The sequence below is a fragment of the Actinoplanes sp. GCM10030250 genome, from assembly GCF_042666575.1.
Classification (GTDB): Bacteria; Actinomycetota; Actinomycetes; order Mycobacteriales; family Micromonosporaceae; genus Actinoplanes.
Window position 1 is genome coordinate 100,421 of the sequence record NZ_JBHTDO010000013.1, and the last position, 25,047, is coordinate 125,467.

A 25,047-nucleotide genomic window follows, 5' to 3' on the forward strand; every position below is an offset into this window, starting at 1 on the left:
TTATGGTGGAGGGTCGGAAGAGGAGCGAGCGGCGGGCCACCGGCCCGCTGCTCGCCGCTGCCGTGCTGGTCACGGGCCTTCTCGTGACCGCACTGGTGGCCGCCGGCCTGCACGCGGGCCAGCAGGACAAGGCCGAGCGCGTGATGGACCAGCGTCACGCGATGACCCTCGCCGCGGTGGAGACCGAGATCGGCCGTTACCGCGCCGTCCTGGAGACCCTCGCCGCTGGTGCGGCCAGCCAGACCACGCTGACCTGGGACGACTTCGACGTGTCCAGTTCCGCGCTCGCCGACGCCCACCTGATCGGGGCGGCCGCGCTGGCGTTCGTCGTCCCGGTCCGGACCGGGGACGTGCCCGCCGAGGAGAAGAAGTGGCGCGACCTCGGTGCCTCCGGCCTGACCATGCGGCCGGTCGGTACCGGCGAGCACTTCTTCACGATCTACACCCAGCTGCTGAACGACTCCGAGGAAGGCGGCGTGACAGGCACCGACCTGATCACGCTCCCGGAGTTGCGGACCGCCCTGCAGGAGGCCCGCCGGCTCCACCAGACCACCGCCTCCGACACCTACGTCCTGCTGCGCGACCGCGGGCGGCCCGTCGCCGAGCAGCAGGAGTCCTTCGTCTTCGCCGCGCCGATGTGGACCCGGGCCAACACGCCGAGGTTCGTCGGCTGGATGGTCCTGGGCCTGCGCGGCCGCAGCTTCCTCTCCGGCATCCTGGACACCACCAGCCAGGGGCACCTCTTCGGCACCCTGACCGCGGCGAACAGCGACGGCAGCCGGGTCACCATCGCCGACTGGCGGGTGCCCGGCAAGCCGGACCTCTCCCGCACCTCGGAGTTCGAGGTGGGTGACCGCCTTTGGACGCTGCAGACCCGGGCGGACTCCGGCCGGCTTCCCGGCGCCGGTGGGCACCCCGCCGCGATCGCCCTGATCGGCGGCCTGCTGCTCACCCTGTTGCTGGCCTGGCTGGTGCACGTGCTGGCTACCGGCCGGTCCCGGGCCCGCGACCAGGTTGCGGTGGCCACCGCCGAGCTGCGCGAGGCCGAGGCGGAGAGCCGCAGCCAGGCCGACCTGCTCGGCGCGATCCTGACCGGGATCAGCGACGGCGTGGTCGTGGTGGACCAGGACGGCTCGGTGCTGCTGCACAACCCCGCCGGGCGGCGCCTGCAGGGCGTGTCCGAGGACAGCGACGAGCCCGAGCTGTGGCAGGAGCACTACGGCGCCTATCGGGCGGACGGCAAGACCCCGCTGCCGCTCGACGAGATGCCGCTGATCCGGGGATTGCGCGGCGAGTCGTCGGACGGTGTCGAGGTGGTCATCCGCAACGCGGGACGGCCGGAAGGGGTGCTGCTCAGCGTCGACGGGCGGCCGCTCGACCTCAGCGCCGGGGCGCGGGGCGCGGTCGCGGTGTTCCGGGACATCACCGAGCTGCGCCGCTACGAGACCGACCTGACCATCTTCGCGGGCGTGGTGGCGCACGACCTCAAGGCGCCGCTGTCGGTGGCCCGGGGACACGCCGAACTGGCGCTGGAGGACCTGCTCGGCGATCTGACGGCGGTCGCCGACGCGCAGGAGTCGGTGCGGCGGGTGGTGCAGGCCCTCGACCGGATGGACGCGCTGATCGAGACGCTGCTGGCGTACACCACCGCCCGGCACGCGCCGCTGCGTCTCGCCCCGGTGGAGCTGGAACCGCTGGTCCACGAGGTGATCGAGGACCGGGTCGCGCACCGGGCCGGTGCGGGCCAGCCGGCGGCGCAGTGGTCGGTCGGCAGGCTGCCGCGGGTGGAGGCGGACGCCCGGATGCTGCGGCACGTCCTGGACAACCTGATCGGCAACGCGGTCAAGTACGTTCGCCCGGGCAGCGCGCCGCGGGTCGAGGTGACCGGGCGGGCCGAGGGGCCGGACCGGGTGCGGATCGAGATCGCCGACTGCGGCATCGGCATCCCGGACGGCGAGAAGCCGCACGTTTTCGAGTCGTTCCACCGTACCGAGCAGGCCGCCGGCTACGCCGGAACCGGCCTGGGCCTGGCGATCTGCAAGCGCATCGTGGAACGTCACGGCGGCGAGATCGGCGTCGCCGACAACCACGGCGGGGGTACGCGCTTCCACTTCACGCTGCCCGCCGCCGCCACCCCGCACCAGCAGGAGGAACCCGCGATGTCCACCGGTGAACCGCAGGAGGACGAAGCCGTACGCGCCGCCCTGGACCGTGCGCTCGCCGAGCGTGCCGCCATCCTGGAGGCCGCCCACCTGCCCGGCATGGGCGGCCCGCCGCTACCCGCCGAGCACCCGGTACCGGCACCGTCCCGGGACCGGCAGCACCAGGACTAGGCCCGTCCTCAGGGCAGCCCCTGGGCGGTGTGCGGGAGCAGGGTCGCGATCAGCGCCAGCAGCTGGGCCGGCACGAACGGCTTCAGCAGCGTCGCCGAGGCTCCCGCGTCCTCGGCCCGGCCGTCGCCCGGCATCAGCGAACCGCTGGCCACCACCACCGGGATGTGCCGCAGGTCCACGTCGGCCCGGATGGCGCGGCACAGGTCCAGGCCGGTCATCTTCGGCATGTCGACGTCCGTGACGACCAGATCCGGCCGGTGCTCGCGGATCGCCGCGAGAGCCGCCGCGCCGTCAGCCGCCGCCACGACGCGGTGCCCGGCCCGTTCCAGGGAGCGTTGCAGCACGTACCTGATGTCGTCGTGATCTTCCGCGACAACGATCACCGTTGACCTCGTCTCTGAAGCTCGTGTTTTCAAGGGGGATATCGATCCACCCGGCCCCCGGGACACGGGCGGTGTTAATCACCAGGCGTTTCGGGCCGGTTCCGCCTATCCTTGGCGCGCCATGTCGATATCGCCTTCTCCCGCTCCGGCCGTGCCCGAGCTGCGCCGACGTATCTCCCAGCTGCTTCCCCGTGACGAGCGGCGCCTGCAGCGCCGCCTCGACGGGACCCGGCGGATCCGCGACGACGCGGCCCGCTCCGCCGCGCTCGCCGAGATCGCGGCCGAGGTCGAGGCCGCTCAGCTGCGGCTCGAGAGCCGCCTGACCAGCGTTCCCCGGATCGTCTATCCGCAGTCGCTGCCGGTCAGCATCCGCAAGGACGACATCGCCGCGGCGATCCGTGACCACCAGGTGGTTGTCGTCGCCGGCGAGACCGGGTCCGGCAAGACCACCCAGCTGCCGAAGATCTGCCTGGAGCTGGGGCGGGGTGTGCGCGGGCAGATCGGGCACACCCAGCCGCGCCGGATCGCGGCCCGGACCGTGGCCGAGCGGATCGCCGAGGAGCTGGACCGGCCGCTCGGCTCGACAGTCGGTTACAAGGTGCGCTTCACCGACCAGGTCAGCGACGACACCATGGTCAAGGTGATGACCGACGGCATCCTGCTCGCCGAGATCCAGAACGACCGGATGCTGCGCCGTTACGACACGCTGATCATCGACGAGGCGCACGAGCGCAGCCTCAACATCGACTTCATCCTCGGCTACCTGCGGGAGCTGCTGCCCAAGCGCCCCGACCTCAAGCTGATCATCACGTCGGCGACGATCGAGACCGCGCGGTTCGCCGAGCACTTCGCCGACGCCGGGGGCAAGCCCGCCCCGGTGATCGAGGTGTCCGGGCGTACCTATCCGGTGGAGGTGCGCTACCGGCCCCTCGTGACGGCCACCGTCCTCACCGACGACGAGATCCGTGAGGAGCCCATCGACCAGATCGACGGCATCGCCGCGGCCGTCGACGAGCTGCCCCGCGACGGCGACATCCTGGTCTTCCTCTCCGGCGAGCGCGACATCCGCGACACCGCCGACGCGCTGGCCAAGCGCGACCTGCGCAACACCGAGATCGTCCCGCTCTACGGCCGGCTCTCCGCCGCCGAACAGCACCGGGTCTTCGAGCGGCACACCGGCCGCCGGGTCGTGCTCGCCACCAACGTCGCCGAGACCTCGCTGACCGTCCCCGGCATCCGCTACGTGATCGACCCCGGCACCGCGCGGATCAGCCGGTACTCGCACCGCCTCAAGGTGCAGCGGCTGCCCATCGAGCCCATCTCGCAGGCCAGCGCCAACCAGCGCAAGGGCCGCTGCGGGCGGACGTCCGACGGCATCTGCATCCGGCTCTACACCGAGGAGGACTTCGAGCAGCGGCCCGAGTTCACCGAGCCGGAGATCCTGCGGACCAACCTGGCCAGCGTCATCCTGCAGATGACCAGCCTGGGCCTCGGCGACCTGCAGAAGTTCCCGTTCATCGACCCGCCGGACCGGCGCAACATCAACGACGGCATCAAGCTGCTCGAAGAGCTCGGCGCGCTCGACGACCGCAAGCTCACCCCGATGGGCCGCCAGCTCGCCGCGCTGCCCGTCGATCCGCGGCTCGCCCGCATGGTGATCGAGGCCGACCGGCAGGAGTGCGTCGCCGAGGTCATGGTGATCACGGCCGCCCTGTCGATCCAGGACCCGCGCGAGCGCCCCGCCGACAAACAGCAGCAGGCCGACGAGAAACACGCCCGGTTCACCGACAAGGAATCGGATTTCTTCACCTTCCTCAACCTCTGGCGCTACCTGCGGGAGAAACAGCAGGAACTGTCCGGGAACCAGTTCCGGCGGCTGTGCCGTGCGGAATATCTGAACTACCTGCGGGTCCGCGAGTGGCAGGACATCTACTCGCAGCTGAAGCAGGTCGCCCGTACGCTGAATCTGGCGGTGAAAGAGGACTGGGAAGCCGGGGTCGCGACACCGGCCGTGCACACCGCCCTGCTCGCGGGCCTGCTCAGCCACATCGGCATGAAGGACCAGGAGAAGCGCGAGTACATCGGTGCCCGCGGCGGGAAGTTCGCCATTTTCCCGGGCTCCGCCCTGTTCAAGCGCCAGCCCCGCTGGGTGATGTCCGCGGAACTGGTGGAGACCAGCCGCCTGTGGGCCCGGGTGAATGCCCGCATCGAGCCGGAATGGGCCGAGAAACTCGCCCCGCACCTGGTCAAACACAGTTACAGCGAACCGCACTGGGACCGCAAGATGGGCGCCGTGATGGCGTTCGAAAAGGTCACCCTCTACGGTCTGCCGATCGTTCCGCGCCGCCGCGTCGGTTACGGAAAGGTCGACCCGGTCGTCTCCCGGGAACTGTTCATCAGGCACGCGCTCGTCGAAGGTGACTGGGAGACCCACCACAAGTTCTTCGACACCAACAACCGTCTTCTCAAGCAGATCACCGAGATCGAGAACCGGGCCCGGCGCCGCGACATCGCCGTCGACGACGAGACCGTGTACGCGCTCTACGACGCCCGCATTCCCGCCGACGTCATCTCCTCCCGCCATTTCGACGGCTGGTGGAAGAACGCCCGCCGGGAAAATCCCGACCTGCTCACCTTCACCCGTGACGACCTGGTCAACGCGGGCCGTGACACCGTCGACCCGAACGCCTTCCCGGACGCCTGGCTGGCCGGCGGCATCAAACTGCCGCTGTCGTACGAGTTCGAGCCCAACTCGCACGCCGACGGCGTCACCGTCAGGCTGCCGCTCGACCTGATCAACAAGGTCGACGCGGAGGATTTCGGCTGGTCCGTCCCCGGCTTCCGCAAGGAGGTCGTGATCGCCCTGATCCGCGCCCTGCCGAAAGCCCTGCGCACCAGCTTCGTCCCGGTCCCCGACTGGGCCGAGGCCGTCCTCGACCGGGTGCCCGCCCGGCGCGGCCCGCTGCCCGACGCCATCGGCACCGAGCTGCGCCGCCTCACCGGCACCGTCGTACCCCGCGACGCGTGGCGCCCCGACCAGGTCCCCGGCCATCTGCGGATGAACTTCCGGATCGTCAGCGAGGCCGGCGAGGTCGTCGCCGAGGGCCGCGACCTCGACGTGCTGCGCAAACAGCTCGCCCCGAAGGTGCAGGCCACCATCTCCAAGGCGGCCGGCAACCTGGAACGCCGCGGCATCACCACCAACGACTTCGGTGTGCTGCCGCGCCGGGTCGCCCAGGTGCGCGGCGGATACGAGGTCAACGTCTGGCCGGCGCTGGTCGACGAGGGCGACAGCGTGGCGATCAGGGTCTTCGAGGACGAGGCCTCCCAGCGCGCGGCGATGGCCGCCGGCACCCGCAAGCTCCTGCTGCTGACCCTGCCACCGGCCGCCCGCTACCTGCAGGGCCGCCTCGACAACCGGGCCAAACTCGAACTGTCGCGCGGCAACCCGTACCGCTCCATCGCCGACCTCCTCGACGACTGCGCCGGCGCGGCCGTCGACAAGCTGGTCGCCGACGCCGGTGGCCCGGTCTTCTCCTCGATCGAATTCGCCTCCCTGCGCGACACCGTCCGCCAGGACCTAGTCGACGCCGTCGCCAACGTCGTCACCCAGATCCAGGCTGTCCTCGCCACCGCCTACGACGTCGACCAGCGCCTGCGAACCCTGCGCGACCCCGCCCTGCTGCCCGCCCTCGCCGACATCCGCCAGCAGCTCAAAGGCCTGGTCCACCCCGGCTTCGTCACCGAGACCGGCTGGCGGCAGCTCCACCACCTTCCGCGTTACCTGCGCGGCATCGTCCACCGCCTCGACCGCCTCGGCGGCAGCCTGGGCCGCGACCGCCAGCTCACCACCGGAATCCACGAGATCGAATCCGAGTACCGCGAACTGCGCGCCGAGGCCAACACGGGCGGCCCCGCCGAGGAGGGTTTGCGCGAGATCCGCTGGATGATCGAGGAGCTGCGGATCAACTACTTCGCCCAGAGCCTGGGCACCGCCTATCCGGTCTCCGACAAGCGGATCTACAAGGCGATGGACGCGCTGCCCCTTTGAAGACCAGTTCAGAGGTACGCCGTGAGCACCCGCCTTGGGGAGGGTGCTCCGGAACGTGTGCGCCTGCCCTCGCTCCTAGCCGCATCGCCGCTCCGCTCAACCGCGCGACGTCCCCTAGTGTGTGATTTTTGGGCACCCGGGGGCGCATGCCGCCACACGGTGTGCGCCTGTGGTGAGCGTGCGGAGGGGCGCCTCGCGGAGGCGTGAACAGGGCGGTTTTCGGGGAGTTCAGGCTGCTGGGAGGTTGCGGCGGGTGCCGTCCGGTTGCCCCGGTTGCGGAGCGGGTGGCGCTTGAGGTGCCGTTCGGTTACGCCCCTGTCCCGGCTGTTCCCGGCCCTCTAGCGTCTTCCGCATGACGAACGAGAACCTCGCCTTCGCCCCGATCGCCGCCGTCGCTGCCGCTCTTCCCGCTGGTGCGTACCTCGACGAGATGATGGCGCGGGTTGGTGTCGACGGGCTGACCGCCGCGTTCGCCGAACCCGCCCTGCTGGCACGGATCGACCAGCACGCGGCGGCTGTCCGCGACGCCCTGCACAGCGCCGGCCGCGCGGCCGATGCTGACGGGCTCGCGTCCTATGCGCGATCCATCGCCGCCGGTTCGGTCCGGATGGGCCGCCCGATCCCGGAGCCCGGCTTCGCCCCGACGACCACGGGGGAGTGGCTCCGGGCGGGATGGCCGTTGCTCCGCCTGGTCGCGGTCTGCCTCCTCGCCGACGCCGCCGACCTCCTCTGACCCGCGGCCCCCTGGCCCGCCGCCCCGGCTGGCGCTGAGGCACCTTTCCGCAGTCCGCCTCTGACCCGCCGTCCGCCTCTGACCCGCAGCCCCCTGACCCGCGGCCCCCTGGCCCGCCGCCCCGGCTGGCGCTGAGGCACCTTTCCGCCGTCCGATTACGTATCTGAGCGCCAGCCCGATCTTCTCGGCTGGCGCTCAGACACGTTATGGGGGCCGTGAAGGGTGTCTGAGTGCCAGCTCGGGGTTGCCCGGCTGGCGGTGAGGCGTGTTCTGAGCGCGTGAACGGGGTCCGGGTGCCAGCTCGGCTGGCGGGCAGGCATGTTGGGGGGTGTTTCGGAGCCGGCTGGGCTCGGGCGGGGGAGTGGCGCTGCGGCAGGGTGAGCGGATCAACCCGTACGATCTACTTTTTATGGGCACTAATGCACCAAACCGGATTCCAAGGCATCTTCGTCTCATGAAGATCCCTAGGCTCTCGCTTCTCGCTGTTCTCGCCGTCCCGGTCATGGCCGCCCCGGCGGTCGCCGCACCCGTGGTCGTTCCCGGGCCGGCGCTCGTCGCCCGGTACAACTTCGACGGCGGGGCTGTCTCCGGGCGGGTCGCCGAGCTCTCCGGGCGGGGAAGTCCGCTCGCCGTCCGTGGGGTCGGCAACGGTCTGGTCAGCTTCGTCGCGATGGGTGCCGGGCGGTTCGCCGCGTTCCCGGCGCCGTGTGCGGCCACCGCTCCGAGCTGTGCGAAGGCGCTCCTCGAGGCGCCGGACGACGCCGATCTGGACCCGGGTACCCGTGGGTTCCGGTGGGCGGCGGCGGTCCGGCTGACCCGGGCGCAGCTAACCGGCTCGGCGAACGTCGTGCAGAAGGGCGTCGCGACCACGGACAGCCAGTGGAAGATGCAGATCGGCGGCCCGACCGGGCGGGCCCAGTGTGTGATGGTGGCCAAGGGCAGCGGGCAGGCGTACACGGCGCTCTCCGCGAAGCCGGTCATCGACGGCGGGTGGCACCGGGTGGTGTGCCAGCGGTCCGGCACGGTGCTGACGATCTCGGTGGACGGTGTGCCGGGCGAGCGCGCCACGGTGCCGAGCACGCTGTCGGTCGACAACAACCTGCCGCTGCGTGTGGGCGGGCCGAACTTCGCCCGCAACGGCGACATGTACCACGGCCAGGTCGACGACGTATACGCCCAGCTCGGCTAAGAGACAAGGCGAGGCTGAGAGACAAGGCGAGGCTGAGAGACAAGCCCCGGGTGATGTCACCCGGGGCTTGTTCGGTCAGCTGCGGCGGAAGGCGTAGCTGCGGCCACCGGCGGCTCCGGCGGCCCGGCCCGACCGGTCACGGCCGGAGCGCTCCCGGGCTGCCTGGCGGCTGTCCCGGGCACCGTGATGGCCGGCCTCGACGGTGGCCTGCGGCGCGTCAGGCGATGAAGGCGAGCCGGGCGATGAAGGCGAGCCGGCCGCAGCCGGGCGTTGCAGGGCCGCCGCGATGTCGCGGCGCGCGATGTCGTCGAGGTTCAGATGTACGGAAAACGGCGTGGCAGGCATATCGATACCTCCGGAGGGCTCCCGGCGGGCCGGTTTCGAAGAAGCGGCGACGGCACAGGGAGCACGAAGCGAATGACCAGCACCGCAAACGGGGACGGCACACCTGCGTAAACCCACGCCCGCAGCGAGCGGGCGGGAACGCGACGATCCCCGGGAACGGCCGGCCGGCGGGCTGACCTGTAAGGACACGCCACCCGCGACAGAAGGCGGGGCGGGCGGATCCGGGAACCATCACAGCATGGCGCTCACGGTAGTCACGCCCGCGAACCCTGCCAACCGATTTATTCGCCCTGCTCAGCCAGCCGTCCAGCAGCCGCGTCAAGCATGGTGATCGCGGCGGGGAAATCGATCAGCTGGTCGCGGATCAGCCGCATCCCGGCGCGCAGCGCGGCCAGCGGCACCCCGCGGGCGGCCAGCACGTCCCGGGTCCAGTCGACGAAGCCGGTGAAGATCTGTTCCTCGCCGACGTAGAGGGCCGCCGCCAGGAAGTCGGCGATGTGCCCCAGGTCCTCCGCGGTGGCTTCCAGCTGGCCGTGGTCGTAGTGGTGGGCCACCGGATAGGCGGCGGCGAGCCGCCCCATCGCTGTCGCGATCAGCTGGGGGCGGGAGCGGACGAGGTGCGTGTACTCCTCGTCGCCGAGGAAGCTGTCGGCGTCGAGGAACGGGACGTCGGGCACGTACGGCGGGGGCCAGTCGGTGGCGAGCAGGACGACCGCCTCCTCGCCGGTGGCGGCCCAGGCGTCGGCGCCGAGGCGCTGGGCGTACCGGCCGTCGGGGCCGAAGCCGCGGCCGCCGGCGATCACCGGGACACCGGCGGCGCGGCAGGCGGTGATCGCGGCGTGTGCCCGGGGCAGGCGGGTGGGGATCATGCAGCTCAGTGCGACGGCGTCGGGGCCGGTCTGGTGCAGGTGGGTGATCAGGTGCCGGCCGGGCACGCTGGCGCCGAGGAAGTCGACCCGCCAGCCGTCGAGGCGCAGCAGTTCGGCGAGCATCCGGGCGGGCAGGCCGTGCCACTCGCCGTCGACGCAGGCGAGCGTGATCCGGCCGCGGGCCGGCGGCACTGTGGTACGCACGGCGACGGCGGCCAGGGCACGCTCGCTCACGGCGGTGGCCGCGTGCTCGCGGGCGACGGACCACTCGTTGGCCGCCCACAGTTCGCCGACCCGGCCCTGGGTGGGAGCGATCAGGTCGACGATGACGCGCTGTGCCGCCGTTCCGCTGTCGAGCAGGGCGCCGACGAGCGCTGTCGCACCGTGTTCGTCGCCGTCACCGATCAGGGTGAGGTAGTGGTCGGCGAGGCCGGGGTCGGCGAGCGAGAGCGGCCGGGTGGAGGCGGTCACGAGTGGGCCCGGGTCCGCCGGTCGCCGAGCCGGGCGGCGATCACGTAGGGCGAGGTGGCGGGTTTGCCGCCGCCGCGCAGGCTCAGCGGTGTCCGGCTGGGTGCGCGGACCGCGAGCATGGCGATGTCGTCCTGGTTGCCGCCGCGGGCCCAGTCGGACACGAGCTGGCGGATGCGTTCGACGGTGGCCGCGCCGGGCAGGCCCTGGCATTCGGCGAGGGCCTGGTGCAGGCGTGCCTCGCCGTACTGCTCGGTGCCGGTGGGGCCGCCGCGGGCCTCGGTGAGGCCGTCGCTGTAGAGCAGGCACAGCTCGCCGGGTGCCAGATCGACGGAGGCCGGGCGCACCACGGTCCGCCGCATCACGCCGATCAGGGTGCCGCTGGTCGGCACCTCCTCGACGGTGCCGTCGCCGCGCAGGACCAGCGGTGCCGGGTGCCCGCCGCTGGCCAGGTGGAGACGGACCCGCCCGTGGTCGATCCGGGTGATCGACCCGATCACCATCGTGACGAACCGGTGCTGGCGGCTCGACTGGAGCAGCGCCTCGTTGAGCACCTTCAGCATCGCCTCGGGTGCGGCCTGCATGAGCCGCAGGGCGCGCAGCGTCTGGCGGACCTTGCCGGTGAGCACCGCGGCCTCGGGGCCGCTGCCGCACACGTCGCCGAGCGCGATCACGGTGTCGGTGCTGTCGCCGGCCGGGCCGAACACGTCGTAGAAGTCGCCGCCGATCCGCAGCGCCTCGCGGGCCGCCTGATAGGAACCGGTCAGCTCGAAGCCCTCGGCGGCGGGCAGCTCCGGCGGCAGCAGGTCGGCCTGGAGCACGGCGGTGGTGTCCACCTGCTCCCGGTAGAGCATGGCGGCGGAGATCGCGGCGCCGGCGCGGGCAGCGAAGACCCGGGCCAGCAACTCGTCCTCCCCGGTGAACGCGGCACCGGCACCGAACCGGGCCAGGATCAGCGCGCCGGCGGGCTCGGCGTTGCCCGGGAGCGGCACCACGAGCAGGGCGCCGACCGGGCCCGCGTCGCCCGGGAACAGCCATGCGGGTGCCTGCCCGGCGTCGATCCAGCGGCTCGGGATCGGCGGGAAGCCGCCGAGCGCCTCCAGCAGGCCGGGAACCTCGGCGAGCCGTTTCTCGCGCAGGGCATCGGTCTCGACGGCCTTGCCCGGCACGAGCCGGGTCCAGGCACTCTGCCGGTGGCTGGCCGGCTGGACCACGACGGCGGCGTCGGCGAGGTGTGCCACCGCGAGCTCGACAGTGGTCCGGGCGCAGCGCTGCACGTTCAGCGACGCGGAGAGCCGCCGTCCCGCCTCGGCGAGGAACGCCGTCCGGGAGCGCTCGACCTCCAGGGCCGCCTCGCGCTCACGCTCGTCGGTGTGGTCGCGGACGAACCAGGCGTAGTGCCGGTCGTCGAGTTCGCGCCGCATCCCGTAGACGCAGCGGCCGTCGTGCTCGGCCCGGAACGAGTCCGCGTTCTCCGCGGTGGCCCGGCTGAGCGCGGGCAGGGGAGCGGTGGCGAGGTCGTGGTGAGGCAGCAAGCCGGGCAGGAGCCGGCGTGCTGCGGCGTTCGCCATCAGCACCCGGTGGTCGTCGGCCGAGCACAGCAGCATGGCCTCGGTCGCCGCCTCGAAGACCGCCCCGAGCAGGGCCGGTGTGGGCGTGACCGGGACTGTGGCCGTCAGCGGCTCGCCGGCCCCGGCCGGCGTTCGCGCTGTCATCATCGCCTCCCGTCTCTCCCCGCCGGTCAATACGCGTGCACCGTGCAGAATCCCACCCAGCCTACGGCTTCACCGCACCGGCGGCTGGGACAGCTCCTGGTGATCTTGGCCGTCAGCCGTCCAGATCGACGACGATCGGAGCGTGATCCGAGGGGCCCTTGCCCTTGCGGGCCTCGCGATCCACCACGGCATCCGTCACCCGTGCGGTGACGTCCGGGCTCGCGTAGACGAGGTCGATCCGCATGCCCTTGTTCTGATGGAACATGCCGGCCCGGTAATCCCAATAGGTGAACGGCCGGTCGCCCTTGAGCGGCCGCGCGGGCACGTCGGCGAGCCCGAGGTCCCGGATCGCGGCGAGCGCGGCCCGCTCCGGCGGGGTCACGTGGGTGGACCCGTTGAACACCGCGCGGTCCCACACGTCGTCGTCGGTGGGCGCCACGTTGTAGTCGCCGGCCACGACCAGAGGACCGGCCGCCAGGTCGGGGACGAGCGCGGTGCGCAGGGCGGCGAGCCACTCCAGCTTGTAGGTGTAGTGCGGGTCGTCGGGGGTGCGGCCGTTCGGCACGTACACCGACATGAAGCGGATGCCACCGCAGCGCGCGCTGATCGCGCGGGCCTCCGGCCCGGGATAGCCGGGCTCGCCGGCGAAGCCCCGGCGCACGTCGTCGAGACCTGTGCGGGAGAGGATCGCTACGCCGTTCCAGCGACCTTGACCGTACGCGGCGGTCTCATACCCCAGCTCGGCCACCTCTTTCTCCGGGAAGCCGTCCTCGGCCACCTTGGTCTCCTGGAGGCAGACGACGTCCGGTGAGGTGCCGGCGAGCCAGTCGAGCAGGCGGGGCAGCCGGGCCTTGACCGAGTTGACGTTCCACGTCGCGAAGCGCATCAGCACAGCCTGCCGCATCCGCCGGGGGTGTGCGCGTCCACCGGCCCGGCGTCCTACCGGCGGCGCGTGGCGGCGAGCAGCGCCGCGCCGAGACCGGCGGCCAGGACCAGGAGCAGCATGACGAGCCAGAGAGCACCTGTCTCGGTACCGATCAGCGCCGCCATGGTCGTCCCTCCCAGCTTGGTGTGACGTGGCTTACCCCAGGATTCCCGGGGCGAATAATGCCCGAGTTGCCCTCGCGGCACCAGTGCTCCTGACAGGTTTGTCAGCGAGAGAGGCGATGTGCACCGGGGGCGACGATGCGAGTGGAAATCATGCCGGTACTGCCGGCGGAGATGCTGGACGCGGCGTGGGCCTTCTATCGGGAGACCTTCGACGAGCTGCGGTATCTGGCTGCCAACCGGCACCTGCTGTACCGCGAGGAGTTCGACGAGCTGATGACCGATCCGCGGGCCGACAAGTACGTCTCGGTCGACGAGGACGGCACGGTTGTCGGCATGGGCGTGATGACCACCGACCTGGATTCGGTGACGCTGATCTCGCCGGACTACTTCGAGCACCACTGGCCGGACCTTTACCAGGCGAAACGGCTGTTCTACGTGCTGTTCGTAGGGTCTCAGAAGACAACCCGCGGTGCCGGTGTCTTCATCGCACTGCTCCGCGCCATGTACGCCGCGATCGGCGCCGCCGAGGGCCGGGTGTTCGTGGACATCTGCTCGTTCAACGAGGAGCGGCACGCCCTGCCCCGGATGATCTCGATGATCCTGGGCCGGGTCGCCGGCCGCGCTCAGCCGACCCGGCTCGACGCCCAGTCGTTCTGGATGTACGAGTTCCCCCTCGGCAGCGCGCCGGTCCGGCGGGAGGAGCGGCGCACGGGCTTCCGCGAGCGCCGCGCCGGCCTTCCCGAGCGCCGCGAGCACCTGCGCGACCGGGCCTGACCCCGGCCGCAGACCCGGCCACGAAAGGAAGCCCGGGCCACGAAAGGAAGCCCGGGCCACGAAAGGAAGCCCGGGCCACGAAAGGAAGCCGGGCCACGAAAGGAAGCCGGGCCACGAAAGGAAGCCGGGCCCGGAGAGCAAGCCGGGCCCGGAGAGCAAGCCGGGCCCGGAGAACAAGCTCAGTCGGCGGTCCGCCGGTGCCGCCCCAGGTCCGCCGCCTCGATCTGCGCGATCTCGGCCGCCGCGATCGCGCTGCGCCGCCAGCGCTCGGAGAACTCCGGCGCCGTCACCGCCGCACCCCAGAGCCAGCCCTGCCCGTTGACGACGCCGACCGCGTGCAGGGCCTCGCGCTGCAGCGGCGTCTCGACACCCTCGGCGATCACGCTGAGACCGAGCGCGTGGCTCATCGCGACGACAGCACGCACGATCTCGTCGTCCTCGACGTTCACGCCGAGCCCGGTCACGAACGACCGGTCGATCTTGACGCCGGTGACCGGGAAGCGGCGCAGGTAGCCGAGCGCCGAGAACCCCGTGCCGAAGTCGTCGACCAGCAGCTTCACGCCGAGCTCGCGCAGTTCGAACAGCACCCGGGAGGTGACGCTGGAACCGTCGACCATCACCGACTCGGTCATCTCCAGCGCGACGCACTGCGACGGTACGCCGTACCGCAGCATCTCGCCGGACACGATCAGCGGCAGCTCGGGGTCGGTGAGCTGACGCGGCGACACGTTGATCGACAGGTAGAAGTCCTCGCTGACCACGCCCTCGGAACGCCACACGCCGAGCTGGCGCAGCGCCTCCTTGCGGACCCAGGTGCCGATGCTGCCGATCAGGCCGGCGTCCTCGGCGATCGGGATGAACGTCATCGGCGGGATCGAGCCGCGCTCCGGGTGCACCCACCGGACCAGCGCCTCGGCGCCCACCGGGATGCCGGTCTCCAGGCGCACGATCGGCTGGTACGCCACGTACAGCTGGTCGTCGGCGAGTGCCGCCCGCAGCGCCACCTCGAGCTCGATGCGCTCCCGGACCTGGGCGTGCATCGAGGTGTCGAAGATGGTGGACCGGCCCGGCCCCTCACCCTTGGCCCGGTACATGGCGGTGTCGGCGTCGCGCATCAGGGCCTCGGCGGTCACCGCGGCGCGGGCCGGGTCGCCGGCCGCGTGGGCGATGCCGATCGACGCGCTGATCACCACTTCGGTGTCGCGTACCGGGAAGGGCTTGGCGAAGCAGCCGCGGATGTCGTCGACCAGGCGCAGCGCGCCGCCCTTCTCGCCGACGAAGGTGAGCAGGAACTCGTCGCCGCCGACCCGGGCCACCGGGATGGCTTGCGGCACCGCGGCGCGCAGCCGGCGCCCGACCTCGATGACCAGCTGGTCACCGGTGTCGTGTCCCCAGGAGTCGTTGACCCACTTGAAGCCGTCCAGGTCGAGCATGTAGACCCAGACCCGGTCGGTGCCCTCCGGCTCCACCACGGTCACGAGGCGCTCGATCTCGGCCGACATCGACGTCCGGTTGGGCAGTGCGGTCAGCGGGTCGTGCATGGCCTGGTGTTCCGAGTGCAGCTGGGCGGCGACCTGCGCCCGCACCGCGGACTTGGCGCGGAGCAGCAGCAGGCCGACGATCGCCGAACCGATGAGGGCGATCAGGAAACGCTCGAGGCCGCCGTCCGAGCCGGACGTCAGCAGCAGGGCGAACGGGAGGACCAGGGCCGGCAGCAGCAAGGCCATCCGCTGCCAGGACCAGGCCTGGACCGGCGGCCGGGATGCCCGGCTCATCTCCACCACGGACGGATGCAGCGCGCTCATTCCCATGGCCGTGTAAGCCAGCAGGAACGGCACGTTGAGCAGCGGCGAGGCGTAGATCAGACCCTTCACGCCCTCGATCGCGTAGGCCGCGTCCCCGACGAAGATCCCGACGAGCGCGCCGGTCAGGCAGAGCAGGCTGATCGGCCAGGTCTTCGCGGTGAAGGTCAGGTTGACGATCAGCAGGAGCACCATCACGTCGAGAAGCGGGTACAGCCCCTGGATGATCGAGAGCGCCGGCGGCCGGTTCGCCACCTGTGCGGCGGGCAGCGCCAGCAGAAGGGTGCTGGTCAGGCCGGTCGCCAGGCAGACGATCAGTCCATCGATTATCGCGTGCCGGTCCACGCTCTTGCGGCTGCGCAGCAGCATCGAGAGGAAGACGGCGAGCAGGACGTACCCGCTGAAGCTGGCGACGTCGGCGATCAGCGGTGCCGGCATGGCCATCTCGGTGACGGTGGGCCGGATCAGCACGCCGATCAGGAAGAACAGCGCCGACACGCCCATCATCAGCCAGGCCGTGGGCGGCTCGGCACCCCACCGGCGGGGCCCGAAGAAGCACGCCGTGACGCCGGCGACGCCGAGCAGCAGGAAGCTGACCGTGCCGAGGGCCGACGACGAGTACAGCATGTAGAGCACTGTGGCCAGAACGCCACCCGCGGCCATGGCTTGCCACAGCCGGCGGGCGATCGCGGGCGGAAGCACGGACCGCACCGGGGCATTCCTTCCGATCTACCCGAATACCTATGTCGGGATCAACCGTAGCAATCCGGGCACGTCGTGCGACCTTCCTTTCCGGGAACTGCCTCGCTTCCGGAAGCTGCTTCAGCCGCGTACGGCCCCGGCGGGCCGCCCCGGCGGCGGTGGCACCCGGCGGGCCGGGGTACGCGGGCCGTGCACGAACACGGCCGGGCCGCTGCCGTGGCGCAGCACCTCACCGGCGACCGTGCCCAGGCGTGATCTCGCCCGGGAACCCCGGGGTCCCAGCACGAGCAGCCCGGCCCTGCGGGACACGCGCAGCAGGGCCTCCTGCGGAGAGCCGACCAGCACGCGCCGGCGTACCCCGGTGATGTCCGGCACTGCCGCGAGCGCCTCGTCAAGAAGATGGTCCGCGGCGGCCCGGCCGCCTTCCCTGGCCACGTGCACGGCGTGCACCGCGCCACCGCGCCGCGCCGCCTCCTCGGCCGCGAAACGCAGCGCGAGCAGCGAGCAGGCCGAGCCGTCGACAGCGGCGAGCACCGGCCCGGACGGCGGCCGTGTACCGCGGGCCACCGCGACCGGGCACCAGGCCCGCGCGACCACCTGGACCAGGGGTGAGCCGGGTGACAGCCCGTCGGTCCCGGTCCGGTCGCCGGTACCCATGACGAGCAGGACGGCACCACGGCTGAGCCGCAACAACACCGGTCCCGGCAGCCCATCCAGGAGTTGACCACGCGCGTGGACGCCCGGTGTGGAACGCTGGGCGGTGGCGACCGCCTCATCCAGGACGCGCGAGGCGGCCCGGCGGGCCGGGGCGTAGTCGGTGCCACCGGCTCCCGGCCGCGGATCGGGCCAGGTGAAAGCATGCACGACGAACAGATCCCGGCCGCGGGAGACTGCCTCCCGAGCGGCCAGACGCACGGCTGCGAGGGCGGCCGGGGTCCCGTCGACGCCCACCACCACCGGTCCCTGAGCGGGGATCTGCATGGGTCCTCCCGTAACGCGGCGGCAATATACCGACCATTGTCTATGGCGCAACGGTCCATACGTACTGGTGACCAATGCCTCAACGGGTGGCCGCCTGATGACCCATTCAGGTTGAGGGTTTACGGTGAACGGCAAAATCTTCGAGACATCTGCCGGTGAAGTGAGGGAAATACATGACGGATGTCAAGCTCGACCATCCGGGTGGTCAATTGTCGATGTCGGTCCGCAAGGCCGTCGACGGGCCGGGCGGCATCGACGTCAGTGCTCTGCTGAAGGAGACCGGCTACGTCACCCTCGACCAGGGGTTCGTGAACACGGCGTCGACCACGTCGGCCATCACGTACATCGACGGTGACCAGGGCATCCTCCGTTACCGGGGATACCCGATCGATCAGCTGGCCGAGAAGTCGACGTTCCTGGAGGTGTCCTACCTCCTGATGAACGGCGAACTGCCGACCTCCGCCCAGCTGCGTGACTTCGCGGACCGGATCCGCGTGCACACCCTGCTCCAGGAGGAGATGCGCACCTTCTTCTCCGGTTTCCCGCGCGACGCGCACCCGATGGCGGTGCTCTCCTCGGCCGTCACCGCGCTCTCCACCTTCTATCAGGACGCGCTCGACCCGCTCGACGAGGAGCAGGTCGATATCTCCGCAATCCGCCTGATGGCGAAACTTCCGACGATTGCGGCGTACGCCTACAAGAAGTCGATCGGCCACCCGCTGCCGTACCCGGACAACTCCCTCGACTACGTCGACAACTTCCTGCGCCTGACGTTCGGCCTGCCCACCGTGCAGTACAACGTCGATCCCAAGGTCGCGAAGATCCTCGACATGCTCTTCATCCTGCACGCCGACCACGAGCAAAACTGCTCCACGTCGAGCGTGCGGCTGGTCGGCTCCTCGCAGGCCAACCTGTTCGCGTCGGTGTCGGCGGGCATCAACGCCCTGTCCGGCCCGCTGCACGGCGGCGCCAACGCGGCGGTGCTCGAGATGCTCGAGCAGATCCGCAAGGACGGCGGAGACGTCAACGCGTTCGTCACCCGGGTGAAGAACAAGGAAAAGGGCGTCAAGCTCATGGGCTTCGGCCACCGGGTCTACAAGAACTACGACCCGCGCGCCGCCATCGTGAAGAAGGCCGCCCAGGAGATGCTGTCCACCCTGGACACGCCGGACCCGCTGCTGGAGATCGCCTTCAAGCTCGAGGAGATCGCCCTCTCCGACGACTACTTCATCTCCCGCAAGCTGTACCCGAACGTCGACTTCTACACCGGCCTGATCTACAAGGCGATGGGCTTCCCGACGAAGATGTTCACCGTTCTCTTCGCGATCGGCCGGCTCCCCGGCTGGATCGCGCAGTACCGCGAGATGATGGTGGACCCGGCCAACAAGATCGGCCGCCCGCGGCAGATCTACACCGGTGCGCCGGTCCGGGATTTCGTGCCTGTCGAACAGCGCTGAAATATCCGCGAAATTGCCCCGCCGGAAAGCCGGCGGGGCAATTTTGTCCGCCGTGCATGCCTTGACAGGCATATAACCTGGCGGGAATGCTCAGGGCGTGGACGTCCTGGAAGTACTCGCCGAACCGGCCCGCCGCCGGATCGCCGACGTGCTGCGCACCGGCGCGGCGAGTGTCGGCGACCTGGTGGAGGCGCTCGGCATGAGCCAGCCGGCGGTCTCCAAGCACCTGCGGGTGCTGCGCGAGGCCGGCGTCGTCACCGCCACCGTGCGGGCCCAGCAGCGGATCTACCGGCTGGAGCCGGGCCCGTTCCGCGAGCTCGACGCGTGGCTGGCGCCCTACCGGCGGCTCTGGACACACCACCTCGACGCGCTGGAACGCCATCTGGAGGAGTCATGACCCAAGCGACACTGGTGCCCGCGGGCGACCGCTGGACCCTCGTCTTCATCCGTGAGCTGCGCAAACCGCCGGAGCAGGTGTGGCCCGCGCTGATCGACCCGGAGCGGCTCGACCGGTGGGCGCCGTTCACCGCCGACCGGGATCTCGGCACCCCCGGCGCGGTGACCCTGACCATGGTGGACGGCGACGACCGTACCCCCATGGCCTGCACCGTCCTGGCGGCCGAGCCGCCCCACCTGCTGGAGCACACCTGGGGTGACGACCTGCTGCGCTGGGAGCTGGAGGCGTCCGGCACCGGCACCCGGCTCACCCTGCGGCACACCTCCGCGGAGAAGGGCATCGAGGCGATGGTCGCGGCCGGCTGGCACCTCTGCGCGGACACCCTGGAGCGGCTGCTGGCGGGCGAGCCGGTCGTGGCAATCCGTGGCGAGGCGGCGCGCGAGCACGGCTGGGAAGATCTGCGTAACCGGTACGCGAAGATGTTCACCGGGTAGGAGAGACGCAGCAGCCGCATCGAGGAGGGCACGCATGGACGTCGTGATCGGGATCGACACCGGGACCACCGCGACCAAGGGCGTGGCCGCCGGGGCGGCCGGCGAACTGCGGGCGGTGACCAGCGTGCACTATCCACTCTCGGTGCCCGGGCCGGGCCGCGCCGAGCTCGACCCCGATCAGCTCACCGCCGCGGCGGTCAAGGCGCTCACCGACGTGGCGGCCGAGTGCGCGCGGCGCGGTGACCGGGTGGTCGCGGTGAGCCTCAGCGCCTTCCTGCACGCGCTGGTCCCGATGGACGAGACCGGTCGCCCGCTCGGCCCGGTGATCACCTGGGCCGACGGGCGGTCCGCGGAGCAGCAGGAGCGGATCGTGGCGTCGGGCGGCGCGGCCGAGTTGCAGGCCCGCACCGGCACGCCGGTGCACCCGATGTCACCGCTGACCAAGCTGGCCTGGTGGGCCGAGAACGATCCGGAGACGCTGCGCGGCACGCCACGCTGGGGCGGGGTCAAGGAGCTGATCGTCGCCGCGCTCAGCGACGCGCCCTTCCTCGTCGACCTGTCGGTCGCCTCGGGCACCGGCCTCTACGACATTCACTCGCGGCGGTGGGACGACGAGGCCGTGAAGATCGCTGGGGTACGGGTGAACCAGCTCGCCGAGGTCGTACCCACCGTGACCCGTCTGGGTCTGCGTCCCGGGGTCGCCTCGGCCGCGGGGCTGCCGGCGGACACTCCGCTGATCATCGGGGCCGCCGACGGGCCGCTCGCGAACCTCGGTGTCGGCGCGACCCCGCCGGGTGTCGCGGCTGTCTCGCTCGGCACGAGCGGCGCTTTGCGTACGGTCGTCGACCGGCCCACCAACGACACCGCCGGGCGCCTGTTCTGCTACGCGCTCACCGAGGACCGCTGGGTGATCGGTGGCGCGGTGAACAACGCCGGCTCGGTGATCCGCTGGGCCGCGCAGAGCTTCGCGTCCGGCTTCGAGCGGCCCGGCGCCGAGGGCGAGGACGCCGACGAGCGCGACGCGGCGCTGCTGGAGGAGGCCGCCGGGGTGGTGCCCGGCAGCGAGGGACTGCTCTGCCTGCCGTACCTGCTGGGGGAGCGGGCGCCGTGGTGGCGGTCCGGGATGCGCGGGGCCTACCTGGGGTTGCGCCGCGAGCACGGCCGGCCGCATCTGGTGCGCGCCGCCGTGGAGGGCGTCTGCCAGCAACTCGCGCTGGTCCGCGACTCGTTCGACGCCGAGGGCATCGAGCTGACCGAGATCCGGGCCACCGGTGGCGCGGTCGCCTCCCAGCTGTGGGTCGACGTGCTCGCCGGCGCGCTGAACCTGCCGGTCTCGGTCGCCGACACCCCGGAGGGCACCGGCCTGGGCGCCTGCCTGCTCGGCTGGCACGCCCTCGGCGAGCTGCCCGACCTCGACCGGTCCGCCGCCCTCGTTCCCACCGGCCGGCACACCCGCCCGGACCCGGAGGCGGCCGACCTCTACCGCCGCCTGCGTCCCCTGGTGGAACGCTCCGCCCTCGCCGTCCTCGACGTGGTGTCCGAGCTCGACAAGATCGCCCCCGAGCCGCTGCCCGCCACCGAGAAGGCGGTCCGCTCCTAGCGCCCACTCCGGCGATCGCCGCCGGGGTGGGCCCCGAGATGATCATCGTCGATGTTCCGCAACCGGGCGGGTCTTGCGGTGAAGATCGATGGGTGCCAGAGTGACCGTGGCGCGCCGATCCATTTCGGACGGTACGTGAGCGGGGGCTCAAATTGAGAAATTGTGTCGTCTTCTCACGTGCCTGTGAGAAGAGGTGTGAATGGCTTCTGTGAAGCGGTCTGCCGGCCTGGTGCTGGCAACCCTTCTCGCGATTACCGCGAGCCTGTTCGCCACTGTCGCTCCGGCGACCGCCGCGAGCAGGAACATCACCAACAATTCGTGGTCGGTTCCGGCCAGCTGCAGCAATTCCTCGGGTCTGCTCTGCTTCTACTACAGGGGCTCGCTCGGCGGTGCGCTGTACAGCATGCGTGGCTACGTCGCCAACCTGAACAACGCACGGTTCGGCTCCGGCGACGGTAGTGGCGTCGTCGTGCGGAACAACGCGGCGTCGATGGCCAACGACAGCTTCGCCCTGACCGGCTACAGCTGGGTCTACGTGAACCGCGGCGGCAACTACGACTACCTGCCGCCGGGCAACGCCGGCCAGCTCTACTACACCTGGAACAACGGGGCCTCGGCCGAGATCATCTGAGGCTCGCGCCGGTATCCGGCGTGAAAACGGCCGGTGCTGTGCCCATCGGAACTGGGCACAGCACCGGTGCCGGCCAATCTAGCAACCTCGAGGGAGATCACCGACCATGGCTCAGGTGTTGTCGCGCCCCCGGCGCGCGGCGTCGATCGCTACGGTGTTTCTGCTGGTCACCGCGTTCGCGGCGGGCTGTTCCGGCGACGCCGCGCCCGGCGGGGCCGACAGTGGCAAGCCCGGTGCCGGGCAGCCGGCGGTGCCCGCGCGCGCCGCCGACGGTGAGGTCATCCTGCCGATCGACGACTACGCCCTCACCCTCCCGCAGAGCTCCCTCGTGGAACGCGCCCGGCAGATGCTGGTGCGCACCTGCATCCAGCGCTTCGGCTTCGACGTACCGCTCGACCTGGACCGCGACAAGAAGCGCGAGGCGGCGCTCGTCGAGGACCTCGGGATGTACGGCAACAAGCGCCGGTACGGCGTGTCCGACATGACCGCCGCGGCGAAGTACGGATACCACTCGCCGTCCGACGTCAACGGCACCCGCCCGGCTGTCGACGTGGCGAAGGAGAAGAGCGTGAGCTCCTCCGCGGCGCTGAAACTGGTGCTGAAAGGCAACCTCCAGGCCGGCCAGAAAGCGCCGGTCGACACCGCCGGAAAGGCGCTGCCGAAAGGTGGATGCCAGGGCGAGGTGAACACCGCGCTGAGCCCCGACGGGAATCTCGGCGAGAACAACATCGTGTCGCAGATCGCGCGCGACTCCTACGACCGTTCGGTGAACGACCCGGCGGTGGCCGACGTCTTCGGGAAATGGTCCGCCTGCATGAAGGCGAAGGGCTTCGACTATCCGATGCCGATGGAGGCCGGCGGCGATTTCGACACCGCCACGCGAACGGTTTCGGCGCAGGAGATCACGGTCGCCAGGACCGATGTCACGTGCAAGCGTGAGCACCGGGTTCTCGAGGTGTGGCAGGCGTACGAGGTGAACTTCCAGCGCGAGCAGATCGAGCGGCACGTGCAGGAGTTGCAGACCGCGAAGACCGACCGGGACGCCAAGGTGAAGCGCGCCGCGGCCGTGGTCGGGCAGTGAGCACGACGGCCGGACCGGACACGCGGGAGACGGCACCGGAGACGCACGAGGAGACACCGCGGTCGCCGCTGGCCCGGCGCCAGCGCGTGCTGACGGCCGTGGCCCTGGTCGCCGCGCTGGTCTCCACCACCGGCCTGATCCTGGCCACCCGGATCAAGAGCCCGCAGCAGGTGGCCGCCGAGACCGAGGCGCCGGAGGCCAGCCTGCTCACCGCCGAGGTGGTCGAGCAGACGCTGCAGACCACCGTCGCCATGCGGGGCAAGCCGGCCCGCGGGCGGCAGTTCCCGTTCACGCCGATCTCGGTCGCGCGCACCGCCAACGGTGCCGGCGGCAGCCTGCTGATCGTCACCGCGGTGAAGACCAAGGCGGGTGCGCGGGTGAAGGCGGGCAAGGTGCTGGTCGAGGTCTCCGAGCGGCCGGTCTACGCGCTGGAGGGCGCCTTTCCGGCCTACCGGGACATGCTGCCGGGGCAGACCGGCAAGGACATCGCCCAGTTGCAGTCGGCGCTGCGTGACCTGGGATATCGCAGCGGGGACCGGAAGGGCTACTTCGGCGAGGGTACGAAGCGTGCGGTACGCCGGTTCTACGAGGCACGTGGTTACGCCGTACCGGTGACTGATGGTGAACCCGCCGCACAGCCGCCGGCGAACCCGTCGGCGCGGCCCACCCAGCAGGCCCCCGCGGCCCCGGAGGCCGGACCGGCGCAGCCACGTCTCGACCCGATGGTCCCGATGTCCGAGGTGGCCTTCCTGCCGAGCCTGCCCGCCCAGGTCTCGGCCCTGCCGGCCCGCGTCGGTGACCAGGTCGCGGTGCCGCTCATCTCGTTCACGTCCGGCGGGCTCTCGCTGATCGGTCAGCTCGGCCCCGAGTCGGAGCAGCTGATCGAGGCGGGCATGCCGGTCGAGGTCAGCTCCGAGGTGACCGGCTACGAGAGCGACGGCACCATCGAGAGCATCGGCAAACGCGTCACCCAGAACGACAAGACCTACCTTCCGGTACGCGTCACCCGCAGCGGCGGCTGGCCCTCCGCCCTCGAAGGTGAGGACCTGCGCATCACGGTGACCACCGCCAGCAGCGACGGAGACGTTCTCGCCGTGCCCGAGGCCGCCGTCTCGTCGTCGGCCGACGGGCGCACCACGGTGACCGTCGTCGCGGCCGACGGCAGACAGTCCCAGGTCGAGGTGATCCCGGGCGTGTCGGCGGCCGGCATGGTGGCGGTCGAGGCCGTCGACGGGACGCTGCGCGCCGGCGACCGGGTGGTCACCGGCGCGGACGGGGGCACCGGCTGATGACCGCGGTCCTGCACCTGGACCGGGTGGGCCGCGTGCACCCGGGGCCGCCGGCGGTGACCGCGCTGCACGACGCCACGCTGGTGGTGGAGCGGGGTGACTACCTGGCCGTCGTCGGGCCCTCCGGATCCGGCAAGTCCACGCTGCTCAACCTGCTCGGGCTGCTCGACCGGCCGACGAGCGGCGTCTACCGGCTGGACGGGATCGACGTGGCGGGGCTCAGCGAACGCGACCGCACGGCGTTGCGCGGCGGGCGGATCGGCTTCGTCTTCCAGTCCTTCCATCTGCTGGCGCACCGCACCGCCGTGGAGAACGTGATGCTGGCCCAGGTCTACAACGGTGCGCCGCGCCGCGACCGCCGGCGGCTCGCGCTGACGGCCCTCGGCCGGGTGGGTGTGGGGCACCGGGCGTTCGCGATGCCCACCACGATGTCCGGCGGGGAGCGGCAGCGGGTGGCGATCGCTCGTGCGCTCGTCAACGAACCCGCGATCCTGCTGTGCGACGAGCCGACCGGAAACCTGGACTCGGCCACGTCCCAGCGGCTGATGGAGTTGTTCGACGAGCTGCACGCGGCGGGCCTGACCATCGTGGTGATCACGCACGACGCGGCGGTGGCGGGGCGGGCGCGGCGGCTGGTGCGGATCGTCGACGGGACGCTGATCTCGGACGGCACGCCGATCGCAGCCGTGCCGTGAGGCGGGCG

The 25,047-nt window shown here is 71.2% G+C and carries 20 protein-coding genes; 13 read left to right on the forward strand and 7 right to left on the reverse strand.

Translation table 11 applies throughout. The annotated features are described in order from the left end of the window. Window positions 1-2 precede the first annotated feature (2 nt). Window positions 3-2,333: an ATP-binding protein gene (locus ACFQV6_RS18705; protein WP_378028774.1), complete on the forward strand. Its 2,331-nt coding sequence runs from the start codon at window positions 3-5 to the stop codon at window positions 2,331-2,333. An 8-nt stretch (window positions 2,334-2,341) separates the two neighbouring features. On the opposite strand, the gene ACFQV6_RS18710 is transcribed toward ACFQV6_RS18705, so the two are convergent. Beyond that, window positions 2,342-2,716, reverse strand: a complete 375-nt coding sequence (locus ACFQV6_RS18710) for a response regulator (RefSeq protein ID WP_378028775.1) — start codon at window positions 2,714-2,716, stop codon at window positions 2,342-2,344. A 121-nt stretch (window positions 2,717-2,837) separates the two neighbouring features. Between ACFQV6_RS18710 and hrpA the strand changes: the two genes are divergently transcribed. The 3 genes from hrpA (at window position 2,838) to ACFQV6_RS18725 (ending at window position 8,689) form a co-directional block, all read left to right on the forward strand. Continuing rightward, window positions 2,838-6,767, forward strand: coding sequence for an ATP-dependent RNA helicase HrpA (gene hrpA, locus ACFQV6_RS18715; protein WP_378028776.1), 3,930 nt, complete (start codon window positions 2,838-2,840; stop codon window positions 6,765-6,767). A 352-nt stretch (window positions 6,768-7,119) separates the two neighbouring features. After that, window positions 7,120-7,500, forward strand: coding sequence for a DUF6401 family natural product biosynthesis protein (locus ACFQV6_RS18720; RefSeq protein WP_378028777.1), 381 nt, complete (start codon window positions 7,120-7,122; stop codon window positions 7,498-7,500). Between the two features lie 454 nt (window positions 7,501-7,954). Then, window positions 7,955-8,689, forward strand: coding sequence for a LamG-like jellyroll fold domain-containing protein (locus ACFQV6_RS18725; protein WP_378028778.1), 735 nt, complete (start codon window positions 7,955-7,957; stop codon window positions 8,687-8,689). Window positions 8,690-8,764: 75 nt separating this feature from the next. On the opposite strand, the gene ACFQV6_RS18730 is transcribed toward ACFQV6_RS18725, so the two are convergent. The 4 genes from ACFQV6_RS18730 to ACFQV6_RS18745 form a co-directional block, all read right to left on the reverse strand. Further along, window positions 8,765-9,034 (reverse strand): hypothetical protein, encoded by a 270-nt coding sequence (locus tag ACFQV6_RS18730; RefSeq protein WP_378028779.1) that lies wholly within the window; start codon window positions 9,032-9,034, stop codon window positions 8,765-8,767. Between the two features lie 281 nt (window positions 9,035-9,315). Further along, window positions 9,316-10,374: a B12-binding domain-containing protein gene (locus ACFQV6_RS18735; RefSeq protein WP_378028780.1), complete on the reverse strand. Its 1,059-nt coding sequence runs from the start codon at window positions 10,372-10,374 to the stop codon at window positions 9,316-9,318. Further along, a complete protein-coding gene (locus ACFQV6_RS18740) occupies window positions 10,371-12,086 on the reverse strand; it encodes a PP2C family protein-serine/threonine phosphatase (protein ID WP_378028781.1) in 1,716 nt (571 codons plus the stop codon). The genes ACFQV6_RS18735 and ACFQV6_RS18740 overlap by 4 nt, the downstream gene beginning before the upstream one ends. 112 nt (window positions 12,087-12,198) lie before the next feature. Next, window positions 12,199-12,972 (reverse strand): exodeoxyribonuclease III, encoded by a 774-nt coding sequence (locus ACFQV6_RS18745; protein WP_378028782.1) that lies wholly within the window; start codon window positions 12,970-12,972, stop codon window positions 12,199-12,201. Between the two features lie 314 nt (window positions 12,973-13,286). Here ACFQV6_RS18745 and ACFQV6_RS18750 point away from each other — a divergent pair, with 314 nt between their 5' ends. Continuing rightward, a complete protein-coding gene (locus ACFQV6_RS18750; protein WP_378028783.1) occupies window positions 13,287-13,910 on the forward strand; it encodes a hypothetical protein in 624 nt (207 codons plus the stop codon). A 179-nt stretch (window positions 13,911-14,089) separates the two neighbouring features. Here the strand turns inward: ACFQV6_RS18750 and ACFQV6_RS18755 are convergent, their stop codons facing one another. After that, entirely contained in the window at window positions 14,090-16,423 is a 2,334-nt protein-coding gene (locus ACFQV6_RS18755; RefSeq protein ID WP_378028784.1) for a putative bifunctional diguanylate cyclase/phosphodiesterase, read from the reverse strand. A gap of 111 nt (window positions 16,424-16,534) precedes the next feature. After that, on the reverse strand, window positions 16,535-17,395 hold the full coding sequence (locus tag ACFQV6_RS18760) for a universal stress protein (protein ID WP_378028785.1): 861 nt from the start codon (window positions 17,393-17,395) through the stop codon (window positions 16,535-16,537). A 173-nt stretch (window positions 17,396-17,568) separates the two neighbouring features. On the opposite strand from ACFQV6_RS18760, the gene ACFQV6_RS18765 reads away from it, so the two are divergent. The 8 genes from ACFQV6_RS18765 (at window position 17,569) to ACFQV6_RS18800 (ending at window position 25,039) form a co-directional block, all read left to right on the forward strand. Continuing rightward, window positions 17,569-18,852, forward strand: a complete 1,284-nt coding sequence (locus tag ACFQV6_RS18765; RefSeq protein ID WP_378028786.1) for a citrate synthase — start codon at window positions 17,569-17,571, stop codon at window positions 18,850-18,852. Window positions 18,853-18,949: 97 nt separating this feature from the next. Next, entirely contained in the window at window positions 18,950-19,249 is a 300-nt protein-coding gene (locus ACFQV6_RS18770) for an ArsR/SmtB family transcription factor (protein ID WP_378028787.1), read from the forward strand. Further along, window positions 19,246-19,743 carry an SRPBCC family protein gene (locus ACFQV6_RS18775; RefSeq protein ID WP_378028788.1) on the forward strand — a complete coding sequence of 166 codons (498 nt, stop codon included), beginning with the start codon at window positions 19,246-19,248 and terminating at the stop codon, window positions 19,741-19,743. Before ACFQV6_RS18770 ends, ACFQV6_RS18775 begins: the two co-directional genes overlap by 4 nt. A gap of 34 nt (window positions 19,744-19,777) precedes the next feature. Next, window positions 19,778-21,343, forward strand: a complete 1,566-nt coding sequence (locus ACFQV6_RS18780; RefSeq protein ID WP_378028789.1) for a gluconokinase — start codon at window positions 19,778-19,780, stop codon at window positions 21,341-21,343. A gap of 199 nt (window positions 21,344-21,542) precedes the next feature. Then, window positions 21,543-21,974 (forward strand): hypothetical protein, encoded by a 432-nt coding sequence (locus ACFQV6_RS18785; RefSeq protein WP_378028790.1) that lies wholly within the window; start codon window positions 21,543-21,545, stop codon window positions 21,972-21,974. A 106-nt stretch (window positions 21,975-22,080) separates the two neighbouring features. After that, window positions 22,081-23,055, forward strand: a complete 975-nt coding sequence (locus tag ACFQV6_RS18790) for a hypothetical protein (protein WP_378028791.1) — start codon at window positions 22,081-22,083, stop codon at window positions 23,053-23,055. Beyond that, window positions 23,052-24,344 (forward strand): peptidoglycan-binding protein, encoded by a 1,293-nt coding sequence (locus ACFQV6_RS18795; RefSeq protein ID WP_378028792.1) that lies wholly within the window; start codon window positions 23,052-23,054, stop codon window positions 24,342-24,344. Before ACFQV6_RS18790 ends, ACFQV6_RS18795 begins: the two co-directional genes overlap by 4 nt. Next, complete coding sequence (locus tag ACFQV6_RS18800; RefSeq protein WP_378028793.1) at window positions 24,344-25,039, forward strand: ABC transporter ATP-binding protein; 696 nt, start codon at window positions 24,344-24,346, stop codon at window positions 25,037-25,039. Before ACFQV6_RS18795 ends, ACFQV6_RS18800 begins: the two co-directional genes overlap by 1 nt. Window positions 25,040-25,047 lie beyond the last annotated feature (8 nt).